General features: G+C 70.9%; 19 protein-coding genes. 10 read left to right on the top strand and 9 right to left on the bottom strand.

What is annotated here, in order from left to right; all coding sequences use genetic code 11:
* Together tnpB and ABT296_RS07075 are read right to left on the bottom strand one after the other, a co-directional pair.
* Positions 1 to 1,082: IS607 family element RNA-guided endonuclease TnpB (tnpB, locus tag ABT296_RS07080; RefSeq protein WP_351924093.1), on the bottom strand; the 1,082-nt coding region annotated here is incomplete at its 3' end.
* Entirely contained in the window at positions 1,079 to 1,657 is a 579-nt protein-coding gene (locus ABT296_RS07075; protein ID WP_351924091.1) for an IS607 family transposase, read from the bottom strand. The genes tnpB and ABT296_RS07075, both read right to left, overlap by 4 nt.
* A gap of 131 nt (positions 1,658 to 1,788) precedes the next feature.
* Between ABT296_RS07075 and ABT296_RS07070 the strand changes: the two genes are divergently transcribed.
* Positions 1,789 to 2,718, top strand: coding sequence for an ADP-ribosylglycohydrolase family protein (locus ABT296_RS07070; protein ID WP_351924089.1), 930 nt, complete (start codon positions 1,789 to 1,791; stop codon positions 2,716 to 2,718).
* A 92-nt stretch (positions 2,719 to 2,810) separates the two neighbouring features.
* Here the strand turns inward: ABT296_RS07070 and ABT296_RS07065 are convergent, their stop codons facing one another.
* Entirely contained in the window at positions 2,811 to 3,251 is a 441-nt protein-coding gene (locus ABT296_RS07065; protein WP_351924087.1) for an META domain-containing protein, read from the bottom strand.
* Between the two features lie 90 nt (positions 3,252 to 3,341).
* Here ABT296_RS07065 and ABT296_RS07060 point away from each other — a divergent pair, with 90 nt between their 5' ends.
* From ABT296_RS07060 to ABT296_RS07040, 5 genes are all read left to right on the top strand, one after another.
* Positions 3,342 to 3,863: a hypothetical protein gene (locus ABT296_RS07060; RefSeq protein WP_351924085.1), complete on the top strand. Its 522-nt coding sequence runs from the start codon at positions 3,342 to 3,344 to the stop codon at positions 3,861 to 3,863.
* 86 nt (positions 3,864 to 3,949) lie between these two features.
* Positions 3,950 to 4,738 (top strand): alpha/beta fold hydrolase, encoded by a 789-nt coding sequence (locus ABT296_RS07055; protein ID WP_351924083.1) that lies wholly within the window; start codon positions 3,950 to 3,952, stop codon positions 4,736 to 4,738.
* A 54-nt stretch (positions 4,739 to 4,792) separates the two neighbouring features.
* The gene (locus ABT296_RS07050) at positions 4,793 to 5,224 is read left to right on the top strand and encodes a hypothetical protein (RefSeq protein ID WP_351924081.1); all 432 of its coding nucleotides are present in this window, start codon (positions 4,793 to 4,795) and stop codon (positions 5,222 to 5,224) included.
* 263 nt (positions 5,225 to 5,487) lie between these two features.
* Positions 5,488 to 5,982, top strand: a complete 495-nt coding sequence (locus tag ABT296_RS07045; RefSeq protein WP_351924079.1) for a hypothetical protein — start codon at positions 5,488 to 5,490, stop codon at positions 5,980 to 5,982.
* A gap of 101 nt (positions 5,983 to 6,083) precedes the next feature.
* Positions 6,084 to 6,608 carry a hypothetical protein gene (locus ABT296_RS07040; RefSeq protein WP_351924077.1) on the top strand — a complete coding sequence of 175 codons (525 nt, stop codon included), beginning with the start codon at positions 6,084 to 6,086 and terminating at the stop codon, positions 6,606 to 6,608.
* 26 nt (positions 6,609 to 6,634) lie between these two features.
* Here the strand turns inward: ABT296_RS07040 and ABT296_RS07035 are convergent, their stop codons facing one another.
* Positions 6,635 to 7,213 (bottom strand): suppressor of fused domain protein, encoded by a 579-nt coding sequence (locus ABT296_RS07035; RefSeq protein ID WP_351924075.1) that lies wholly within the window; start codon positions 7,211 to 7,213, stop codon positions 6,635 to 6,637.
* Positions 7,214 to 7,359: 146 nt separating this feature from the next.
* Here ABT296_RS07035 and ABT296_RS07030 point away from each other — a divergent pair, with 146 nt between their 5' ends.
* Positions 7,360 to 7,890: a hypothetical protein gene (locus ABT296_RS07030; protein ID WP_351924073.1), complete on the top strand. Its 531-nt coding sequence runs from the start codon at positions 7,360 to 7,362 to the stop codon at positions 7,888 to 7,890.
* Between the two features lie 4 nt (positions 7,891 to 7,894).
* On the opposite strand, the gene ABT296_RS07025 is transcribed toward ABT296_RS07030, so the two are convergent.
* Complete coding sequence (locus ABT296_RS07025; protein ID WP_351924071.1) at positions 7,895 to 8,917, bottom strand: hemolysin family protein; 1,023 nt, start codon at positions 8,915 to 8,917, stop codon at positions 7,895 to 7,897.
* Positions 8,914 to 10,251, bottom strand: a complete 1,338-nt coding sequence (locus ABT296_RS07020) for a hemolysin family protein (RefSeq protein ID WP_351924069.1) — start codon at positions 10,249 to 10,251, stop codon at positions 8,914 to 8,916. The genes ABT296_RS07025 and ABT296_RS07020 overlap by 4 nt, the downstream gene beginning before the upstream one ends.
* A gap of 381 nt (positions 10,252 to 10,632) precedes the next feature.
* Between ABT296_RS07020 and ABT296_RS07015 the strand changes: the two genes are divergently transcribed.
* The 3 genes from ABT296_RS07015 (at position 10,633) to ABT296_RS07005 (ending at position 14,304) form a co-directional block, all read left to right on the top strand.
* Positions 10,633 to 11,757: an acyltransferase family protein gene (locus ABT296_RS07015; protein ID WP_502977192.1), complete on the top strand. Its 1,125-nt coding sequence runs from the start codon at positions 10,633 to 10,635 to the stop codon at positions 11,755 to 11,757.
* Between the two features lie 193 nt (positions 11,758 to 11,950).
* On the top strand, positions 11,951 to 13,288 hold the full coding sequence (locus ABT296_RS07010) for a hemolysin family protein (protein ID WP_351924067.1): 1,338 nt from the start codon (positions 11,951 to 11,953) through the stop codon (positions 13,286 to 13,288).
* Positions 13,285 to 14,304, top strand: a complete 1,020-nt coding sequence (locus tag ABT296_RS07005) for a hemolysin family protein (RefSeq protein WP_351924065.1) — start codon at positions 13,285 to 13,287, stop codon at positions 14,302 to 14,304. The genes ABT296_RS07010 and ABT296_RS07005 overlap by 4 nt, the downstream gene beginning before the upstream one ends.
* Positions 14,305 to 14,460: 156 nt before the next feature.
* Here ABT296_RS07005 and ABT296_RS07000 read toward each other — a convergent pair whose 3' ends face one another.
* The 3 genes from ABT296_RS07000 to ABT296_RS06990 all read right to left on the bottom strand — a co-directional run bounded on the left by ABT296_RS07000 (position 14,461) and on the right by ABT296_RS06990 (position 16,210).
* Positions 14,461 to 14,964, bottom strand: a complete 504-nt coding sequence (locus ABT296_RS07000; protein ID WP_351924063.1) for an STAS domain-containing protein — start codon at positions 14,962 to 14,964, stop codon at positions 14,461 to 14,463.
* A 31-nt stretch (positions 14,965 to 14,995) separates the two neighbouring features.
* The gene (locus ABT296_RS06995; protein WP_351924061.1) at positions 14,996 to 15,565 is read right to left on the bottom strand and encodes a DUF5994 family protein; all 570 of its coding nucleotides are present in this window, start codon (positions 15,563 to 15,565) and stop codon (positions 14,996 to 14,998) included.
* Between the two features lie 246 nt (positions 15,566 to 15,811).
* The gene (locus ABT296_RS06990) at positions 15,812 to 16,210 is read right to left on the bottom strand and encodes a DUF5994 family protein (RefSeq protein WP_351924059.1); all 399 of its coding nucleotides are present in this window, start codon (positions 16,208 to 16,210) and stop codon (positions 15,812 to 15,814) included.
* Positions 16,211 to 16,577: the final 367 nt, after the last annotated feature.

The raw sequence follows: 16,577 nt of genomic DNA, 5'->3' as shown, positions 1-16,577 counted from the left end.
CAGCCGTTGCGCCGGGTCTTGTAGGCGAGCTGGCGGCGGATCTCCCCGAACCCGGCGTCGGCGATCCGGCGGGCCAGCCGCCGGTTGCGGAGCATGCCCGCGACGTTGAGGTCCTCCACGACGACGGTGCCGTACTCGCCGGCTACGGCGGTGGTGAGCTTGTGCAGGGCATCGGCACGGAGGTTCGCCACCCGGTGGTGGATTTTGTTGCGGGCGGCGTTGGCCTTCTCCCAGCGCTTGGAGGGCTGTTGTCCGGTCCTGCGGTCGGGGCCCTGTCGGCGGGACACCGCGCGGGAGGCGCGGCGCAGCTGCTTCAGTGCGGTGTCCAGGTGCCGGGGGTTGGCCACTTCGCGGATCTCTCCGGTGCTGTCGGCGATCACGGCGAGGGTCTTCACGCCGAGGTCGATCCCGACCGCCACATCGGGCCGGGCGACGCGCACCAGGTCGCGCTTCACCTCGACCTGGAAGGAGACGAACCGGCGTCCGCGTGTCTGCCGGACGGTCGCGGACAGGATGCGGGCCGTGCCGGCCTGCACGCGTGCGAGAAGCTTCGCGGTGGGCTCGTGGGTGCGGATCGTGCCGAGGCGGGGCAGGGTGATGTGTCGCCCGTCGGTGTCGACGCGGATCGTGCCGGTGGTGAACCGGCAGGCAAGGCGCGCCCTGAGTTTCGACTTGAACCGCGGCATGCCCATGCGGGCACCCTTGCGCCTGCCGTTCTTCGACTTCGCGTAGTTGTCGAACGCGGCCGCAGCGTTCGCCAGGCCGGTGGAATACGCCTCCTTGGAGTTGCCCTCCCACCAGTGAGCGAACCTCGGATCGGTGTGCTTGGCGGCGTTGAACGCCTTGCGCAGCGCGGGCAGCGACCACGGCCGCCACTCCGTCAACTCCGACCCGGGGATGCCGTACGTCTCCTCGGCCTTGCGCTGCCACCACGACGCGGTCACCCAGGCGACCGCCCAGTTGTACGCGGCGCGCGCTGCCCCGCAGTGCGAACGCAAGCCCCGTTCCTGCCCGGCGTTCGCATCCAGTGCGAACAGGTACGCCTGCACCACGAACCCCGACTGCGGCCGGAACTTCTTCACCCGGCGTCCTCACCGGTCACCGCGGCCACCGCACGGACCGCCCGGCTCTTCGCCGCCCGCCGCCCGTACAGCCGCGCGCACATCGAGGTGAGCACCTCGGTGATGTCCCGCACCAGGTCATCGTCGGTGGTCTCGGCGGGGTCGAGGACGACCAGCCGCCGCCCGGACGCCGACAGGACCGCCTCAAGATGCTCGACACCGAATTGGGCCAGCCGGTCTTGGTGCTCGACCACGATCACCGCCGCCTGCGGGTCGGACAGCACCCGGTGCAGCTTGCGCCGCCGCCCGTTCAGCCCCGAACCGACCTCGGTCACGACCTCGGCGACCGGCAGACCGAGCCCAGTGGCTCCCTGGACCACCCGCGCAACCTGCCGGTCAAGGTCAGCCTTCTGCTCGGGCGACGAGACCCGGCAATACGCCACCACCCTCCCGGACGGCTCCACAGTGGGCTCGTCGACCAGCCACGTCCCGGACGGCGTTTGACGGACCGGGACCGGCATACGGCCCTCCTTCGCCCACGTCCACGCGGTCTGATAATGCACACCGTTACGCGCCGCCCACTCCGAAAGCTTCACACAACCAACATAGCAGCAGATAAAAACTGAGAATCACTGATAGAACCCTCAACAGTTGATAGCCCCCTGACAGAGCCCGACCGTGGCAGCGACGCGTGTGCCCGTCGAACCGGTACCGATAGCCTGCGCGCATGATGAGGTGGGAACGGGCCGCCGGTACGATCGTCGGCTCGGCGGTGGGCGACGCGTTGGGCGCCCCCTTCGAGTTCGGTCCCCCGGGTGCCTTCTCCGCACGGTTTCCCACGCCCGGTTCGGGTGGCGAGATGTGCGGGGGCGGTGGCTGGGACCCCGGTGAGGCCACCGACGACACGCAGATGGCGGTTCTGGTCGCGCAGTCGCTGCTGGAGCGGGGCGGGCTGGATCTGCCGAACATATTCGCCCGCTTTCAGCGGTGGGCGGCATCGGAACCCAAGGACATCGGCTTGCAGACCGAAGACGTCCTGACCAATGGCATGCCCTGGGACCTGGCCGCCTCAATCCATTTCCAGGTCAACCAACGAGCCGCCGGCAACGGCTCGTTGATGCGAGCATCGACCTCTGCCGTCCACTTCGCGCCCGCCGGCCGGACAGCCAGCATGGACGCGGCCCGCCGCATCGCCGCCCTCACCCACGGAGACCGCGCCGCCTGGGAAGGCACCGCGATCTTCCACGAACTGATCCGCGTCACCCTCGCCGGCGCAGACCCCCTTACCGTGCTCCCGGACATCCTGTCCCTGGTCCACCCCGACCACCGCGACCGCTATGCGACCGTCCTCGCACCCGGTTGGCACCCCGATCGGGCCACCGAGTTCAACGGCGCCGTCTGGCCCTGCCTGGGCTCCGCCGTCTGGGCCCTGCGCACCACCACCAGCTTCGAGGACGCCCTGCGTGCGGCGGTCGACCTCGGCGGCGACACCGACACCGTCGCCGCGGTCACCGGAGGCCTCGCCGGCGCCCGCTACGGGCTCGACGCCATCCCCGCCCGCTGGACCCAGCCGCTCCACGTCCCCCTCCCCGGCTTCGGCGGACAGGTGCTGCGCCTGAACGACCTGCTCCACCTCTCCGACCGCCTCGAAGCCTGAACTCGTTCGGCTTCCGCAGGAGGGGCGGTCCGGGCTGACGGCCGACTGCCCTGCCCGGCGAGCGGGCGATGCGCGGCAGGCAGGTCACCGTCCTACCTCTCAAAGACCAGTACGCGCCCGTCCGGGCCCGTGAGTGTGAGGGTGCGGCCGGTCACCATAACCCCGTAGGTGCCGACCGGGGGTACGACGTCGACGTGGTCGGGCGGGTAGCAGGCCATCGCCGTCGACTCGTACTCGCCACCGAAAGTGACCGCGGATCGGTCCGCCTTCATCTTCGCCCCGCCCGAGAAGCTGTTGCAGCCGTCGTGACCCGTGACAGTGCGTCGGTCCGCGGCGAAGCGGAGCCCGGCACGGGAGCCCTTCGGCACGATCACCGTGTCGCCGTCGACGGTGACGGAGTGCGCCCGCCATTCGACACCCGTGACGGTGGGCGTGCGTGCACTCGCACCGTCGCCGCCGGACCGGGCGACGGACGTGGCGGTGAGGGCGGCGGTCGCGAGGGCCGTAGAAGCGAAGAGAACGGTTCGTTTCATGGTCCTGGGACGCGGTGATCGTACGAATCGTTCAGCGCGGTCGTCGCGCCGCTGGTCGCCGCCCCGAGGAACTGTTCTAGGTTGAGCGGCGTGAACGTGCGGGGGCGAAGTTACGGCTACGTCGGGCCGGTTGAGCTGAAGGATGAGGTCCGGGCTGACGGCGGCGGGCGTCGGATCGGCTCGGCCTCCGACTTCGCCGGCTGGGTCGCGGAGCAAGCCGCGGCGGAACTGGCCGAGCCCTTCACCTTCGTGGTCGACGTGGACGGCGTGCTTCGGCTGGCGCCGCGCAGGAGCGAGCATGTGGCCTGCGCCGCCGGCGGCAGGGTTCTGAGCGCGGGCGAGATCGGCTTCGTGCGTGAGGCGGGCAGGTGGGCCGTGAGCGAGGTCAGCAACCAGTCGACCGGCTACTGCCCCGACGTCACCTCCTGGGCGCAGGTCGCCCGTGCTCTGGACGCGGTCGGCCTGCGACGGCCCGCCGGGTTCACTCACGAGATCGTCTTCCGGCGATGCCCCGACTGCCAGGAACACAACATCGTGCGGGAGAACGACTTCGTCTGCGTCTTCTGCGGCGGAGCCCTGCCCGCGGCATGGAATGTGGACGTCGCCCCGTAGCTTCGGGCTTCGGGCTTCGGGCTTCGGGCTTCGCGGCGCAGGGTCCCTGTCGCGACAGGAACTGCGCACCGTCCTACCCTGAAATCATGCCGACAGTGCAGGTCAGCGGCCTGGAGATCGTCTACGACCGGGTGGGCGAGGGGCCTGCCGTGGTGTTTCTGCACGGCGCGGCGTCCGACGCCCGAATGTGGCGGCCGCAGCTCGACGGCCTGGCGGACGCGTTCACGGTCGTGGCCTGGGACGAGCCCGGGGCGGGCCGTTCCTCGGCGCTGCCGGAGTCGTACCGTCTGGCGGACTACGCGCACTGTCTCGCCGCGGTCGTCGAATCGCTACGGCTGGGGCCGGCACACATCGCCGGGCTGTCCTGGGGCGGCACGCTGGCCCTGGAGTTCTACCGCCACCACGCGGACCTCGTCAGGACGCTGATCCTCGCCGACACCTATGCGGGGTGGAAGGGCTCGCTGCCTGCGCAGGAAGTGCGGGCCCGTGTCGAGGGAGCGCGCCGGATGCTGGCCGCGCCTCCCGGTGAGTTCGATCCGACGCTGCCCGGCCTGTTCGCCGGTGAGCCGCCCGCCGCGTACGTGCCCCTGCTGGACGCGATGGAGGCCGACGTACGCCCCGACAGCATGCGGACGCAGCTGCTCCTCATGGCCGAGACCGACCAGCGGGACCTCCTGCCCGCCGTCTCCGTCCCCACCCTCCTGCTCTGGGGCGAACACGACGTACGGTCGCCGCCGGCCGTCGCCCGGCAGTTTCAGGAGTCCCTCCCCGATACCGAGCTTGTCGTCATCCCGGGCGCGGGACACGTCAGCAACCTGGAGCGGCCCGAGACGTTCAACCGGGCCGTACGCGGCTTCTGCCAGGCACACCCCTGAACGGGACGTTCAGGGGCCCAGCCGTGGACTCGGGGCATCTGGAACGATGGGGCCGTGCATGCTGACGATCAGGTTGACGGCAATGTCTCCGCCAAGCTCTCGGCGTTCCTGCGGGAGGCGGACGACGACCGCCCGGTGAGGATCGTTCCTTGCGTCTGCGCGGGGTGCGGCCGTGGTGTGTTCTCGCTGCTGGTCAACGCCTCCGGAGCGGAACGGGAGTGCTCGGGCTGCGGCGGCCGCGCGTTCATCGCGGACAGCGAGGAGTACTGGAACGAGGAGTCCTGGGAGGAGGACGAGCCCGGCGTGGCCGAATGCCCCTGCGGCAGCGAGGAGTTCGAGGCCGCGGTCGCCTTCTCGCTCGGCGGCGACGGCTCGGTCCGCTGGGTGACCGTGGGCCTGCGCTGCACCGAGGACGGCTTCTGCGGGATCTACGCCGACTGGAAGATCGATTACGGGCCCACCGGCCACCTCCTCACCATGGTCTAGGTGCGCGGAAGAGCCAAAAGCTCAAGGCAGGTCCAGAGCAAGGGCGATCACGCCGGCAAGAGGTACGGCACGAGCGGCCCAAGCAGCGCATCCGCTTTCATCGCGGCATCTCGCCGGCCGTAGTGTGGCGGCATGGCTGAACAGTACGTGTCGGCGTACGCCATTGACGCCGACCGCTTCTTCTCGATGGTCGGCTCGGGCGACGACACCCCAGTGGTGGCCGCCCTTGGCAGGATGGCGGACTGACGGCATCCGGAGTGCTGTTGCGGGCCACCGAGGCGACCGAGGTGGAACCCGCGCTGCGGGAGATCATCGCCGGTCGGCTCGATCCGTCCCGGCCGGGCGGGTACGGGTGGCTGCTGGAACTCCTCGGCCGTGTGCACGGCACCCCGCTCGGGTCGGTCGTCCTGCCCGGCCGTGGCTGGCATCAGCTCGAAGACGTCTTCCGCGCGTGCGGGCTGACGGAGTTGTCCGAACTGTGGGGTCGGGCGTGGCCGTTCCCCTGGCGGACCGACCTGTCCGATGCGGGGCCCTGGCCCTTCCCCATGCTCGTCCCGCACGCCGATCTCCACCGAGTTCAGGCCGAACTCTCCGGCTTCGAGACCGAGTTGCTCGACGCGCACCACGACCTCCTCCCAGGCGGCGATGACGACGTCGAGGACGTTTCCTGGCTGATCGAGAAAAATCTTCCGGTCTGGGTCGAGGCGGCGCTCACCGAAGGCCGCGACCTGCTCCTCCTCCGTGACGGCGGACGGTGACCGCGGTCCGTGACGGCGGTGCGGAGGGACTGAGGACTGAAGGTGGACACCCCCCGCCCCGCTGCCTCATGATCACTCCATGGCGACTCCACGAAAGGCCGATGCCGCGTAGACGGCCCGGCGCCCTGCGCGCCCAACGCTTCAAGCCCCCGGCCGGCCACCACTGGCCCACCCGCATCGACCGCCTGCACCCGCGCACCGTGTCCGCCGTGCACCGGGCGGAGTTCCTCCACCGGGACCTCCCGGACCTGACCGACCCCACCACCGGACACCGTGACGGGACCCCGTACACCGACCGGCTCGTGTCACCTGGCACGACCGCGGCCGCTCTCCAGTCACTGCGCCGGTTCCTCGCCGGGCCGGGCCGGTACCTGTACCTGCGCCGCGACTACTGCGTCTGTACGCGCTGCGAGCTGACCGTCAACGCCGCCGTGGCCCGCGATGTCCTCGACGGGATGCTCCCCCTGTTGCCCCCGTACGCCCGCCGCGACCTCGCTGCCCTGCTCGCCGAGATCGACCGGGAACTGCTGCACAGGACGCTCCCGGACGTGTTCGCGCACCGCGAGCCCTGGCGCAGGGGCGCCTGGTGGCACGCACGTCTGTACGACACGAGCGATCTGATGTGAGTCCGAGCGGGGCGGGCCCGGGAGGTTCAGGCGACCGAGGCGCGGAAGGGGTCGGTGGGGATGATGCCCGCATCGTCGAGGAGCTGCTCCAGGGCCTCGTGGCCGTGACGCCTGCGGTACTCGATCTCGGCCGTCGTCACGGGCAGCGTCCACAGGATGCGGGCGTGCCCGCCGGGCACGGGGCAGTGTTCGAGGTCGGGTCCGTGGAGGTAGGGCAGGCTGATCAGCAGGTGGTCGCAGGTGGAGCCGGGCACCCACGGTTCACCGATGGGCATGCTGTGCTGCAGGCCGAGTGGGTGTCCCCCGCAGTGGTAGTACACGATCATCGCCATCAGGTCGATGAACCGCTGGTCGCGGACGTGGGCGGTCATGACGAACTCGAGTCCGTGGCCGTCCTTCTGCACGGGTGCCCAGCATCCGGCGGTGACATAGGCCCAGCTGTCGCCGCGCGGTCCCGGCTCCACGACGAGGATCCGCAGATCCGGCACGGCCTCCTGCCGGTCGGGGCCGAGGTCGTAGTCGACGGCCTCCACGCGGTGCCCCTCGAAGAAGGCCCGGACATGTGTCTCAACGGCTTCGGCGGCCGGCAGTCTCGCATCGCTCACTGGGCGATCATCGCAGGTCACGGGCGGCGGGCTGCGTTCCGGTCCCGGAAGCTCATCAGGGAGCGGCAGACTTGGTCGCCGGTGTCCCCGTGCGGCAGGCGCGGGGCTGGAGGCGTTCTTGGAGTGTGCCGGTGGATCTCAGTGCGGTGATCATCGCAGTGGCGGGTGTCGCGGGAACCCTGGGCGGCTCGCTCCTCACCCAGCGCGGATCCGAACGGGCAAGGCGCCGGGAGATCGAACTCGTGCGTGAGCATGAGGAGTTGCGTGAGAACCGTTCATTGCGACGCACCTGCTACGCGGAACTGAACCGGGATGCACGGCAGTTCACCACCGCGCTCAACCGCCACCTGCATGTCATGAGGGAACGCGGCGCGGAGGATGCCGACCGGGACGCTCTCGACGAGGCGAAGAACGCGCACCGGGACCGGTACTCCGAGGCGCAGATGGTCGCCCCGGAGGACGTGCTGACGACGGCGAGCGCCGTGAACAAGGCCCTCACCGCCGTCTACGGCCAGGTCATGCGGCTCGACCGCGGTGCCCCCGGGTCCGGGGAGACGCTGGAGTCCGCGGCCAGGGCGCAGCACGAGATATGGGACGTGCTGCGCACCATGAGGTCCGCCATGCGCCGCGACCTCGGTGTGGCGCACGACGAACCGTCCGGCGCGGGTACGGGGTGAGTGCTCAGGCGGTGGCCGGGGCCGGGCCGACCAGTTCCGCGAGGACGTCGTCCATGGTGACGAAGCCGAGGACGGTGCCCGTCTCGCCGGTCACCGCGGCCAGGTGGCTGCCGTCGGTGCGCAGGGCGGTCAGGGTGTCGTCGAGCGGGGTGTCGATGCGGACCCGGGTGACCGGATGGACGGCGGTGCGGGGGAAGGGCCGGTCGCGGTCGCTGACGCCGAGGGTGTCCTTGATGTGCAGGTAGCCCAGGAGGGTGGCGTTCGGGCCCGTGACGGGGAAGCGGGAGAAGCCCTCGGCGGCGGCGACCCGTTCCAGTTCGGTGGGTGTGACGGTGTGGTCGACGGTGCGCATCCGCTGGGTGGGGACGAGGATCTCGCCGACCGGGCGGGTGCCCAGCTCCAGCGCGTCGTGCAGGCGTTCGCCGTCGGCCGGGGTGAGCAGGCCGGCCTCGCTGGAGTCGTCGACCATACGGGCGAGCTGGTCGTCGGTGAAGACGGCCTCCACCTCGTCCTTGGGTTCGACGCTCAGCAGCTTCAGCAGGGCGTTGGCGAAGGCGTTGATGCCGAAGACGACCGGCCGCAGCGCCCGGGTGAGGGCCACCAGGGGCGGGCCGAGGAGCAACGCGGTGGGGACGGGTGCGGCCAGCGCGATGTTCTTGGGGACCATTTCGCCGATCAGCATGTGGAGGTAGGTAGCGACCGTCAGGGCGATGACGAAGGCGATCGGGTGGACTAGGGCTTGCGGGATGTGGGCGGCCTCGAAGCCGGGTTCCAGCAGGTGCGCGATGGCGGGCTCCGCGACGGCGCCGAGGACCAGGGAGGAGGCGGTGATGCCGAGTTGGGCGGTGGCCATCATGGCGGAGATGTGCTGGAGCGCCCACAGGGTCATCCGGGCCCGTTTGTCGCCGCTCTGGGCGCGCGGTTCGATCTGGCTGCGGCGGACGGAGATCAGCGCGAACTCCGCGCCGACGAAGAAGGCATTGGTCAGCAGGGTGAGTGCGCCGATGGCGAGTTGCAGGACGGTCATCGGGCATCCTTCGCGAGCTGGGTCCCGGGTGCGGTGGCCGGTGCGGTGATGCGGATACGGTCGGCCCGGTGGTGGTCGACGTCGAGGACGTCGAGCCGCCAGCCGTCGAGGTCGAGCAGGTCTCCCTCGGCGGGGATGCGGGCCAGGTGGGTGGCGACGAGTCCGGCGATGGTCTCGTACGGTCCGTCCGGCGCTGGCAGTCCTATCCGCTCCAGCTGGTCGAGGCGTACGGAGCCGTCGGCCTCCCAGACGGCGCGTCCGTCCTCGGCGGCGGGGGCGGGGAGCAGGTCGGGGGTTTCCGCGGGGTCGTGCTCGTCGCGGACCTCGCCGACGACCTCCTCCACGATGTCCTCCATGGTGGCGACGCCCGCCGTGCCGCCGTACTCGTCGATGACGACGGCCATGGTGCGGGTGGCGCGCAGGCGTTCCAGCAGCCGGTCGGCGGTGAGGCTGTCGGGGACCAGGAGGGGCTCGGTGGCCAGGTCGGCGACGGGGGTGCTGTGCCGTTGCTCGGGGGTGAGGGCGAGGACGTCGCGGATGTGGACGGTGCCGACGACCTCGTCGAGGCTGTCGCGGTAGACCGGGAAGCGGGACAGGCCGGTGGCGTGGGTGAGGTCGGCGGCGTCGGCGGCTGTCGCGTGCGTTTCGAGGGCCTTGACGTCGACTCGCGGGGTCATGACGTTCTCGGCGGTCAGCTCGCCCAGGTGCAGGGTGCGCACGAACAGTTCGGCGGAGTCGGGCTCCAGCGCGCCCGCGGCCGCCGAGTGCCGGGCGAGGGCGACCAGTTCCTCGGGGCTGCGGGCGGAGTCCAGTTCATCGGCGGGTTCCAGGCCGAAGCGGCGTACGAACAGGTTCGCGGTGTTGTTGAGGTGGCGGATGAACGGGCCGAAGGCCGCCGTGAAGCCGCGCTGCGGACCGGCGACGACCTTGGCGACCGCCAGCGGCCGGGAGATCGCCCAGTTCTTCGGGACGAGTTCGCCGACCACCATGAGGACGACGGTGGACAGCACCACGCCGAGTACGGTCGCCGTCGTCGGGGCGGCGCCGCCGAGTCCGGCCGCCTCCAGCGGGCCGCGCAGCAGGGCGGCGAGGGACGGCTCGGCGAGCATGCCGATCACCAGCGAGGTGACGGTGATGCCGAGTTGGGCACCGGACAGCTGGAGGGTCAGCCGGCGGACGGCCTCCAGGGCCCCTTCGGCGCCGCGCTCGCCCGCCTCGGCGGCGCGCTCCAGCTCGCCGCGCTCGACGGTGGTCAGGGAGAACTCGGCCGCGACGAACACCGCGCACGCCAAGGTGAGGAGGAGGGCCGCCAGGAGCAGCAGGATCGCGGTCACCGTGCCACCCCCGCTCCCCGGTTCAGGTGAAGTGCGCGGGTCGTGGCACGGCTTGTACTGGGAGGCTCACCCATTGCGGGACCGTGGCTCCTTGTCGGTTCGATGGGGCGGGTTCGTCCGGACGAACCCGGTGGGGTCGGGTTCGGTGGCGTCGAGTCGGGTGGGTCGAGGCGTGCGGTCACTCTATGCTTCTACTCGCTTGTAGAGAAAGGTCGGGCATGCGCGTGAAGGGCAGTAGTTTGCTTGGCCGAGAAGCGGCAAGGCGCGTCGGATGCCCTGCCATCACTCCCCCACCGCGTCCCGCGTCGTGTCCCCTGTCGTGTCCCCCGCCAGACTCGCCCCACTCCGCCCCGGAGCCAAGAGGGCCGGGCAGGGGGAACGGTGAGCGGCATCACGCAGGCCGCCCCGACGCCTGCGACGACGACCGCGACCGAAAGGACCCCCGCAGCGCGGACCGGGGCAAGGCGTCCCGAGCGGCGGGACTCCTTCTTCGACAACGCCAAGTACCTGGCGATCGTGCTGGTCGCCATGGGGCACGCATGGGAGCCGCTGCGCTCGGACAGCCGTGCCGTCACCGCGCTCTACATGACCGTCTACGCGTTCCACATGCCGGCGTTCATCGTGATCTCGGGCTACTTCTCACGCGGCTTCGACGCGAGCCCGGAGAAGATCAAGCGCCTGGTCACGGGGGTCGTCGTCCCGTACGTCGTCTTCGAGACGGCCTACACCTACTTCACCCGGTGGAGCGACGGCGTCCCCGATCGTCCGGTCAGCCTGCTGGACCCGCTGTACCTGACCTGGTTCCTGGCCGCGCTGTTCATCTGGCGCCTGACCACCCCCCTCTGGAAGAGCCTGCGGTGGCCGCTGCCGGTCGCGCTGACGCTGGCGGCCCTGGCGACGCTGTCGCCGTCCATCGGCAAGGACCTCGACCTGCAACGCGCGGTGCAGTTCCTGCCGTACTTCGTGCTGGGCCTGTGCCTCGAGCCGGAGCACTTCCGGCTGGTGCGCCGGTGGCGGGTACGGCTCGTCGCCCTGCCGGTCCTCGTGGGCGCGGTCGTCTTCGCGTACTGGGCGGTGCCGAGGGTGGACTACGCCTGGTTCTTCCACACCTCCGCCGCCGAGGACTTCGGTGTACCCGCCTGGTACGGGCCGGTCATGACCCTCGCGGTCTTCGGCTGCTCCATGATCCTCGTGGCCTGCTTCCTGGCCTGGGTGCCGGGGCGCCGCACCTGGTTCACCGCCCTGGGCGCGGCCACCCTCTACGGCTACCTGCTGCACGGTTTCGTCATCCAGGCCGCCAACCACTGGCACTGGTCGCGCCTGGACTGGTTCCACCGGCCGCTCGGCGAGATCTTCGTCTCGCTCGTCGCCGCCCTCGTCGTGACCTTGCTGTGCACGGCTCCCGTGCGCAGGGTGCTGCGGTTCGCGCTGGAGCCGCGGATGGACTGGGCCTTCCGCGGGCCCTCGGCCCCGACGGAGCGCGACCGGAGCGTCGCACGGCGGTAGCGGCCGGGACGCGTCTCGCGGGTGTGGCGCCCGAGCGTCGGGAACCGATGTGTGGCCAGAATCGTTTGCCTGATTCCACAGCTATCGGAGGAGTACCGACCTTGTCCGCCAGACCGACGGACCCCTCGGGGCACAGTCCCCGACCATCCCGCCACGATTCTTCTGAGCACGGCACACGGCGGGGTGGTGTTCGATGAGTGCCGTGCAGGCCTGGTCGGGCGTGCTGGCCGTCCTGCTGCTGACGGCCGGAACCGGCTATTTCGTCGCACAGGAGTTCGCCTACGTCTCGGCCGACCGGCTCGCGCTGTCCCGTGAGGCCGACGCAGGTGACCGGCGGGCCGCCCGCGCGCTGAAGGTGCTGGAACGGCTCTCCTTCATGCTCTCCGGCGCGCAGCTGGGCATCACCGTGACCGGTCTGGTCGTCGGTTTCATCGCCGAGCCGTCGGTGTCCGCCCTGCTCGAGCCGGTCCTGTCCGGCATCGGCATCCCGGACGGGGCGGTCAGCGGCATCTCCGTCGTCCTCGCGTTCGTGGGGGCCACGGTCGTACAGATGGTGCTGGGCGAGCTGGCGCCGAAGAACCTCGCCATCGCCGTGCCGGAGCGGCTGGCGAAGTCCCTGGCGTCCTCGACGCTGCTGTACCTGAAGGTCGTCGGCCCGGTGGTGCGGGTCTTCGACGGGGCGGCGAACCGCCTGGTGCGCAAGGTCGGCATCGAGCCGGTCGAGGAGCTGCACCACGGGGCGACGCTGGAGGAGCTGGGTCATCTGATCGGCGAGTCCCATGAACAGGGCGAGCTGCCGAAGGACACCGCCGCCCTGTTGGACCACGCCCTGGAGTTCTCGGAGCGCACCCTGCACGAGGTGATGGTGCCGCGCGTCGACGCCGTCTTCGTCCGCGACGACGCGAGCGCGGCGGAGGCCATCGGCCTGATCGGCAAGCACGGTCACTCCAACTACCCCGTCCTCGGCGACCACCCCGACGACGTCACCGGTGTCGTGGGCGTGCGCGAGCTGATGGGGCTGCCCGCGGAGCGGCTCGGCGGCACGACCGCGGGTGCCGCCGCCCGGCGTCCCCTGCTGCTGCCCGACACGCTGCCGCTGCCGGAGGCGGTCGAGCAGATGCGCCGGCAGGACGACGAGTTCGCGGTCGTCCTCGACGAGCACGGCGGGGTCGCGGGCATCGTCACCTACGAGGACATCGCCGAGGAGCTGGTCGGTGACATCGCCGACGAGACCGACACCGTCACCGAGCCGGCCGTCGCGGACGGTGACGGCTGGCTGGTGGACGCGGGGCGCCGGCTGGACGAGATCGCCGAGGCGACCGGTATCGGCCTGCCCGAAGAGGAGGACTACGACACCGTGGCCGGCCTGGTCGTGGACCGGCTCGGCCGCTTCCCGACCGTCGGCGACCGCCTCACCGTCGACCTGCCCGAGGGCGGGCGTGCGGTGCTGGAGGTTCGGACCCTGGACCGTCATGTGCCCGGACGCGTCCGTGTCGAGCGGGTCGCCGAGCCGATGGAGGAGCAGGCATGAGTTTCCCGATGGCGCTCTTCGTCACCGTGCTGCTGCTGGTCGGCAGCGGCTTCTTCGTCGCCGCCGAGTTCGCGCTGGTCGCCGCCAAGCGGCACCGCATGGAGAAGGCCGCGGCCCAGGGGCAGCGCGGCGCGAGGGCCGCGCTGGCCGGCATGCGCGAGTTGTCCCTGATGCTGGCCGGCGCGCAGCTCGGTATCACCGTCTGCACCCTGGGCCTGGGCTCGGTCTCCAAGCCGGCGATCTCGCACGAACTCGATCCGCTGCTCCACAGGCTGGGCCTGCCGAGCACGCTCAGCTACGGTGTCGCGTTCGCCGTGGCCATGATCGTCGTGGTGTTCCTGCACATGGTGGTGGGTGAGATGGCCCCCAAGTCCTGGGCCATCGCCCACCCGGAGCGCTCCGCGATGCTGCTCTCCCCGCCCTTCCGCGGCGTGGTGCGGCTGGTGCGGCCGCTGATCGGGCTGCTCAACCGGGTCAGCAACGTGCTGGTACGGCTGTGCCGGGTCACCCCGCGCGACGAGCTGGCCTCCGTGCACAACCGTGAGCAGCTCACCCACCTGGTGGAGGAGTCCGAGCGGCTGGGGCTGATCAGCGAGGCCGACTCCGAGCTGCTCACCCGCTCGCTGACCGAGCCGGAGACCCCGGTCAGCTCCCTGCGGATCCCGGCGGAGCGGATCACCTCGGTCACGGGCGACGCCGACGTCGAGGAAATCCTGCGGGTGGCCGCCGCCAGCGACCGTACCCGCCTGCTCGTCCGCGACGGCGACGTCTTCATCGGTTCCGTCCATGCCCGGGACGCCCTGGTCGCGCGGGCCCAGGGGCGGACCGCCAACGCTCGTGCGCTGGCCAGGCCGGTGCCCGAGACGGCCGAGGACACCACCGTCGCCGACGCGATCGAACTGCTGCGCGGACGCCGGGCCACCTTGGCGGTCGTACGCGACGCGTCCGGGCGGGTGACCGGCATGGTGAGTCTGGACGACCTGCTGGCCCGCTTCCTGCAACCGCAGACGGCGTGATCGCTGAGGCTGTCGCCCCGAGATCCACAGCGATCCTTCGGCGTCGCGTTCGGCGTCGCCCAAGAAGGTCAGCACACGCGTGCTGGTCCGCCGGCAGATCACGGAGCCGCGTCGATGCTCCACCATCGTCTGGCGACTCCCGGCGAAACGGGGGTCTCAGGCCGCGCCGTGCGTGTCGGCGGCATTCCTGCGGGAAGGCGCCGTGACTCCGTGGAGCTCATGGAGCAGGAAGCCGGTGCCAGTGATCTCGATGATGCGGAGCAAGGCCGTTGGCGAACGGAGCAGTTGAAAGGTCGTACCGGCATCCCGGGCGAGCATTGACGCCATGAGGAAGGCGTTGAGTCCGCTGACGTCGCAGAAAGTGACCGCCTTGAGATCGACGTCGGTCGCCCGGACGCCGTCACGCCTGCAGGTGGTCAGTGCGGAACGCACGAGCGGGGCGGTGGCCAGGTCGATCTCGCCTGCGAGGGTGAGCAGTGCACGAGGGCCGCGATCGTGCCGGTGGACGCTCAGTCGTGGGTGGGACATCGGCTCCTCGATTCGACGTGCGCAGTACCGGTCCGACAGCGCCGCGCGGCAGTCCAGTGCGAACCGGACGGCCGCAAGGTCGTCCGTGATGAACGTGACGAGATCGGACGGAAGGCCCGTGCCCGCGGTCACCGTCCCGCGGGCTGACGCGGCATCGCGGCGGTCAACGTCGGGGCCGGGCGCGTGCGATGGGATCCCGAGCCGCGTGGCCTCCTTCGGAGTCCCAGACCGCTTCCACGGCCCGGTCCGTCTCGGAGACCGTCCACAGGCGCGCGGCCTCCTCCATCAACAGGCTCGCACTGGAGGTGCCCAGTGGGTCGCTCGCGGCGGCCATCAGCCAGGCGGCCGGGACGGGAGTCGTCTCCGGCGGGACCACCAGGAGGTTCCAGCGCCGCACACGGTACGAGAACAACAGCAGCTCGTGCGGGTCCTGCTGAGCCAGGAACCAGCCCACCTCCACCGCGTGGCCTGCGACGGACACCTTGCGCGGGGTGTCCGACCAGTGAGTGGGATTCAACGTGACCCGGGTGATTCGCCCCCACAGCGGCTCCAGAGCGGCTGTGAGAGCGGGGAGTTCGATCCCGGGGGCGCGGGAGCGGGGCCACCACGCGCCGTCCAGCAGAACCGGCGCGGGACCGGTGGGAGCGAGCGACAGACGCAGCGAGGACGGGGAGGACGCACGGTCGTCCGCTTCGGCTTCGGCGTGCGGCGGTAGCGAAGCGGTCGCGGTCATGACGCGAACCCTGCCCCGGGCCGGTCATCACCGACCCGGCGTATTGGATCGCCGAAAACGACACGAGCCTGAACGCCTGCGTACGAAATATCCTCGGTGATTCGAGCCTACTCCGCGCGCAGGCCCAACGGGCCTCAAGGAGAAGGGAGAATCAGCCCCATGCCTCCCTGCACAGGGTCTGCGTCCCAGAGGCAACAGCCCGAACAGGTCCTGTGCGCCCCTCGGTCGCGGGGACTCCTCAGTGCCTCACACACGGTCGTCGGCGGCGGCCTCCATGAGCAGTCCCGCGGCTTCTTCGGTCGTATCCGGAGGCACGACCAGTAGGTCCCAGCGCCCACGGCCGGGGGCGAGCAGGACAATCGTGTGCGGAGCTGACACCGCCACGGTCCTGCGCAGTCGTACGACCTGGTTGAAGACGAGCATCCGCCCGGGCACGGCGGGCCATGTCGCCCCGTGGACGGTGACGCTGGTGATGTGGCCCCAGCCGTGCGGCAAACCTGCGAGCAGCAGAGGGAGTTCGGTCGTCAGGTCGGACGAGCGGGGCCACCACGCTCCGTCGATGGGCCGGGGCATGCCGCTGCGGGATGCGAGACGCAGTCGAAGGAGGGGACGGGCGGGAGGCGGCGACTGCAGTGCGGTGGTCATGAAGGCTCCTGCCAACTGCCGTAAGGGCTTGGATGGTCGGTGGCGTCAGGCACGGCGGGCCGCGGCCCGATCCGCGGTCGGCCGGCGCACGTCGTGCACCCGGCCGAGGCGCTCGAGCAAGCGGATGACGGCGACGGAGGGGTCGATCTGCCCGCGGTCGGCGCCGCGACGGGCGCTGGTGGAGTCGGCGTGGTGCCGCTCACCGGCGTCGTGCGGGGGCGGCGGGCCGTCCGGCGGGAAGGGGGCGTCCCGGCGTTGCCCTGGGGTGGCGGGGCGGTGTGACCGTCGTGGATGTGCTGGGACCGGATGGCATACCTGGCTCCTCGGCCTGGATGCGGATGGCGCGGCCGGGGTCACGGGCTGCCCA

The sequence above is a fragment of the Streptomyces sp. NPDC000983 genome (assembly GCF_040299205.1).
GTDB lineage: Bacteria > Actinomycetota > Actinomycetes > Streptomycetales > Streptomycetaceae > Streptomyces.
Note: the sequence above shows the minus strand (reverse complement) of the source record. Positions and strands in the feature narration are given on the sequence as shown.

What these genes read in the sequence shown, in the direction of transcription:
- ABT296_RS07070 (WP_351924089.1), top strand. Translation starts at nt 1,789, where the DNA reads ATGATGAGGTGGGAACGGGCCGCCGGTACGATCGTCGGCTCGGCGGTG.
- ABT296_RS07065 (WP_351924087.1), bottom strand. Translation starts at nt 3,251, where the DNA reads ATGAAACGAACCGTTCTCTTCGCTTCTACGGCCCTCGCGACCGCCGCC.
- ABT296_RS07055 (WP_351924083.1), top strand. Translation starts at nt 3,950, where the DNA reads ATGCCGACAGTGCAGGTCAGCGGCCTGGAGATCGTCTACGACCGGGTG.
- ABT296_RS07040 (WP_351924077.1), top strand. Translation starts at nt 6,084, where the DNA reads ATGCCGCGTAGACGGCCCGGCGCCCTGCGCGCCCAACGCTTCAAGCCC.
- ABT296_RS07025 (WP_351924071.1), bottom strand. Translation starts at nt 8,917, where the DNA reads ATGACCGTCCTGCAACTCGCCATCGGCGCACTCACCCTGCTGACCAAT.
- ABT296_RS07010 (WP_351924067.1), top strand. Translation starts at nt 11,951, where the DNA reads ATGAGTGCCGTGCAGGCCTGGTCGGGCGTGCTGGCCGTCCTGCTGCTG.
- ABT296_RS07005 (WP_351924065.1), top strand. Translation starts at nt 13,285, where the DNA reads ATGAGTTTCCCGATGGCGCTCTTCGTCACCGTGCTGCTGCTGGTCGGC.
- ABT296_RS06995 (WP_351924061.1), bottom strand. Translation starts at nt 15,565, where the DNA reads ATGACCGCGACCGCTTCGCTACCGCCGCACGCCGAAGCCGAAGCGGAC.
- ABT296_RS06990 (WP_351924059.1), bottom strand. Translation starts at nt 16,210, where the DNA reads ATGACCACCGCACTGCAGTCGCCGCCTCCCGCCCGTCCCCTCCTTCGA.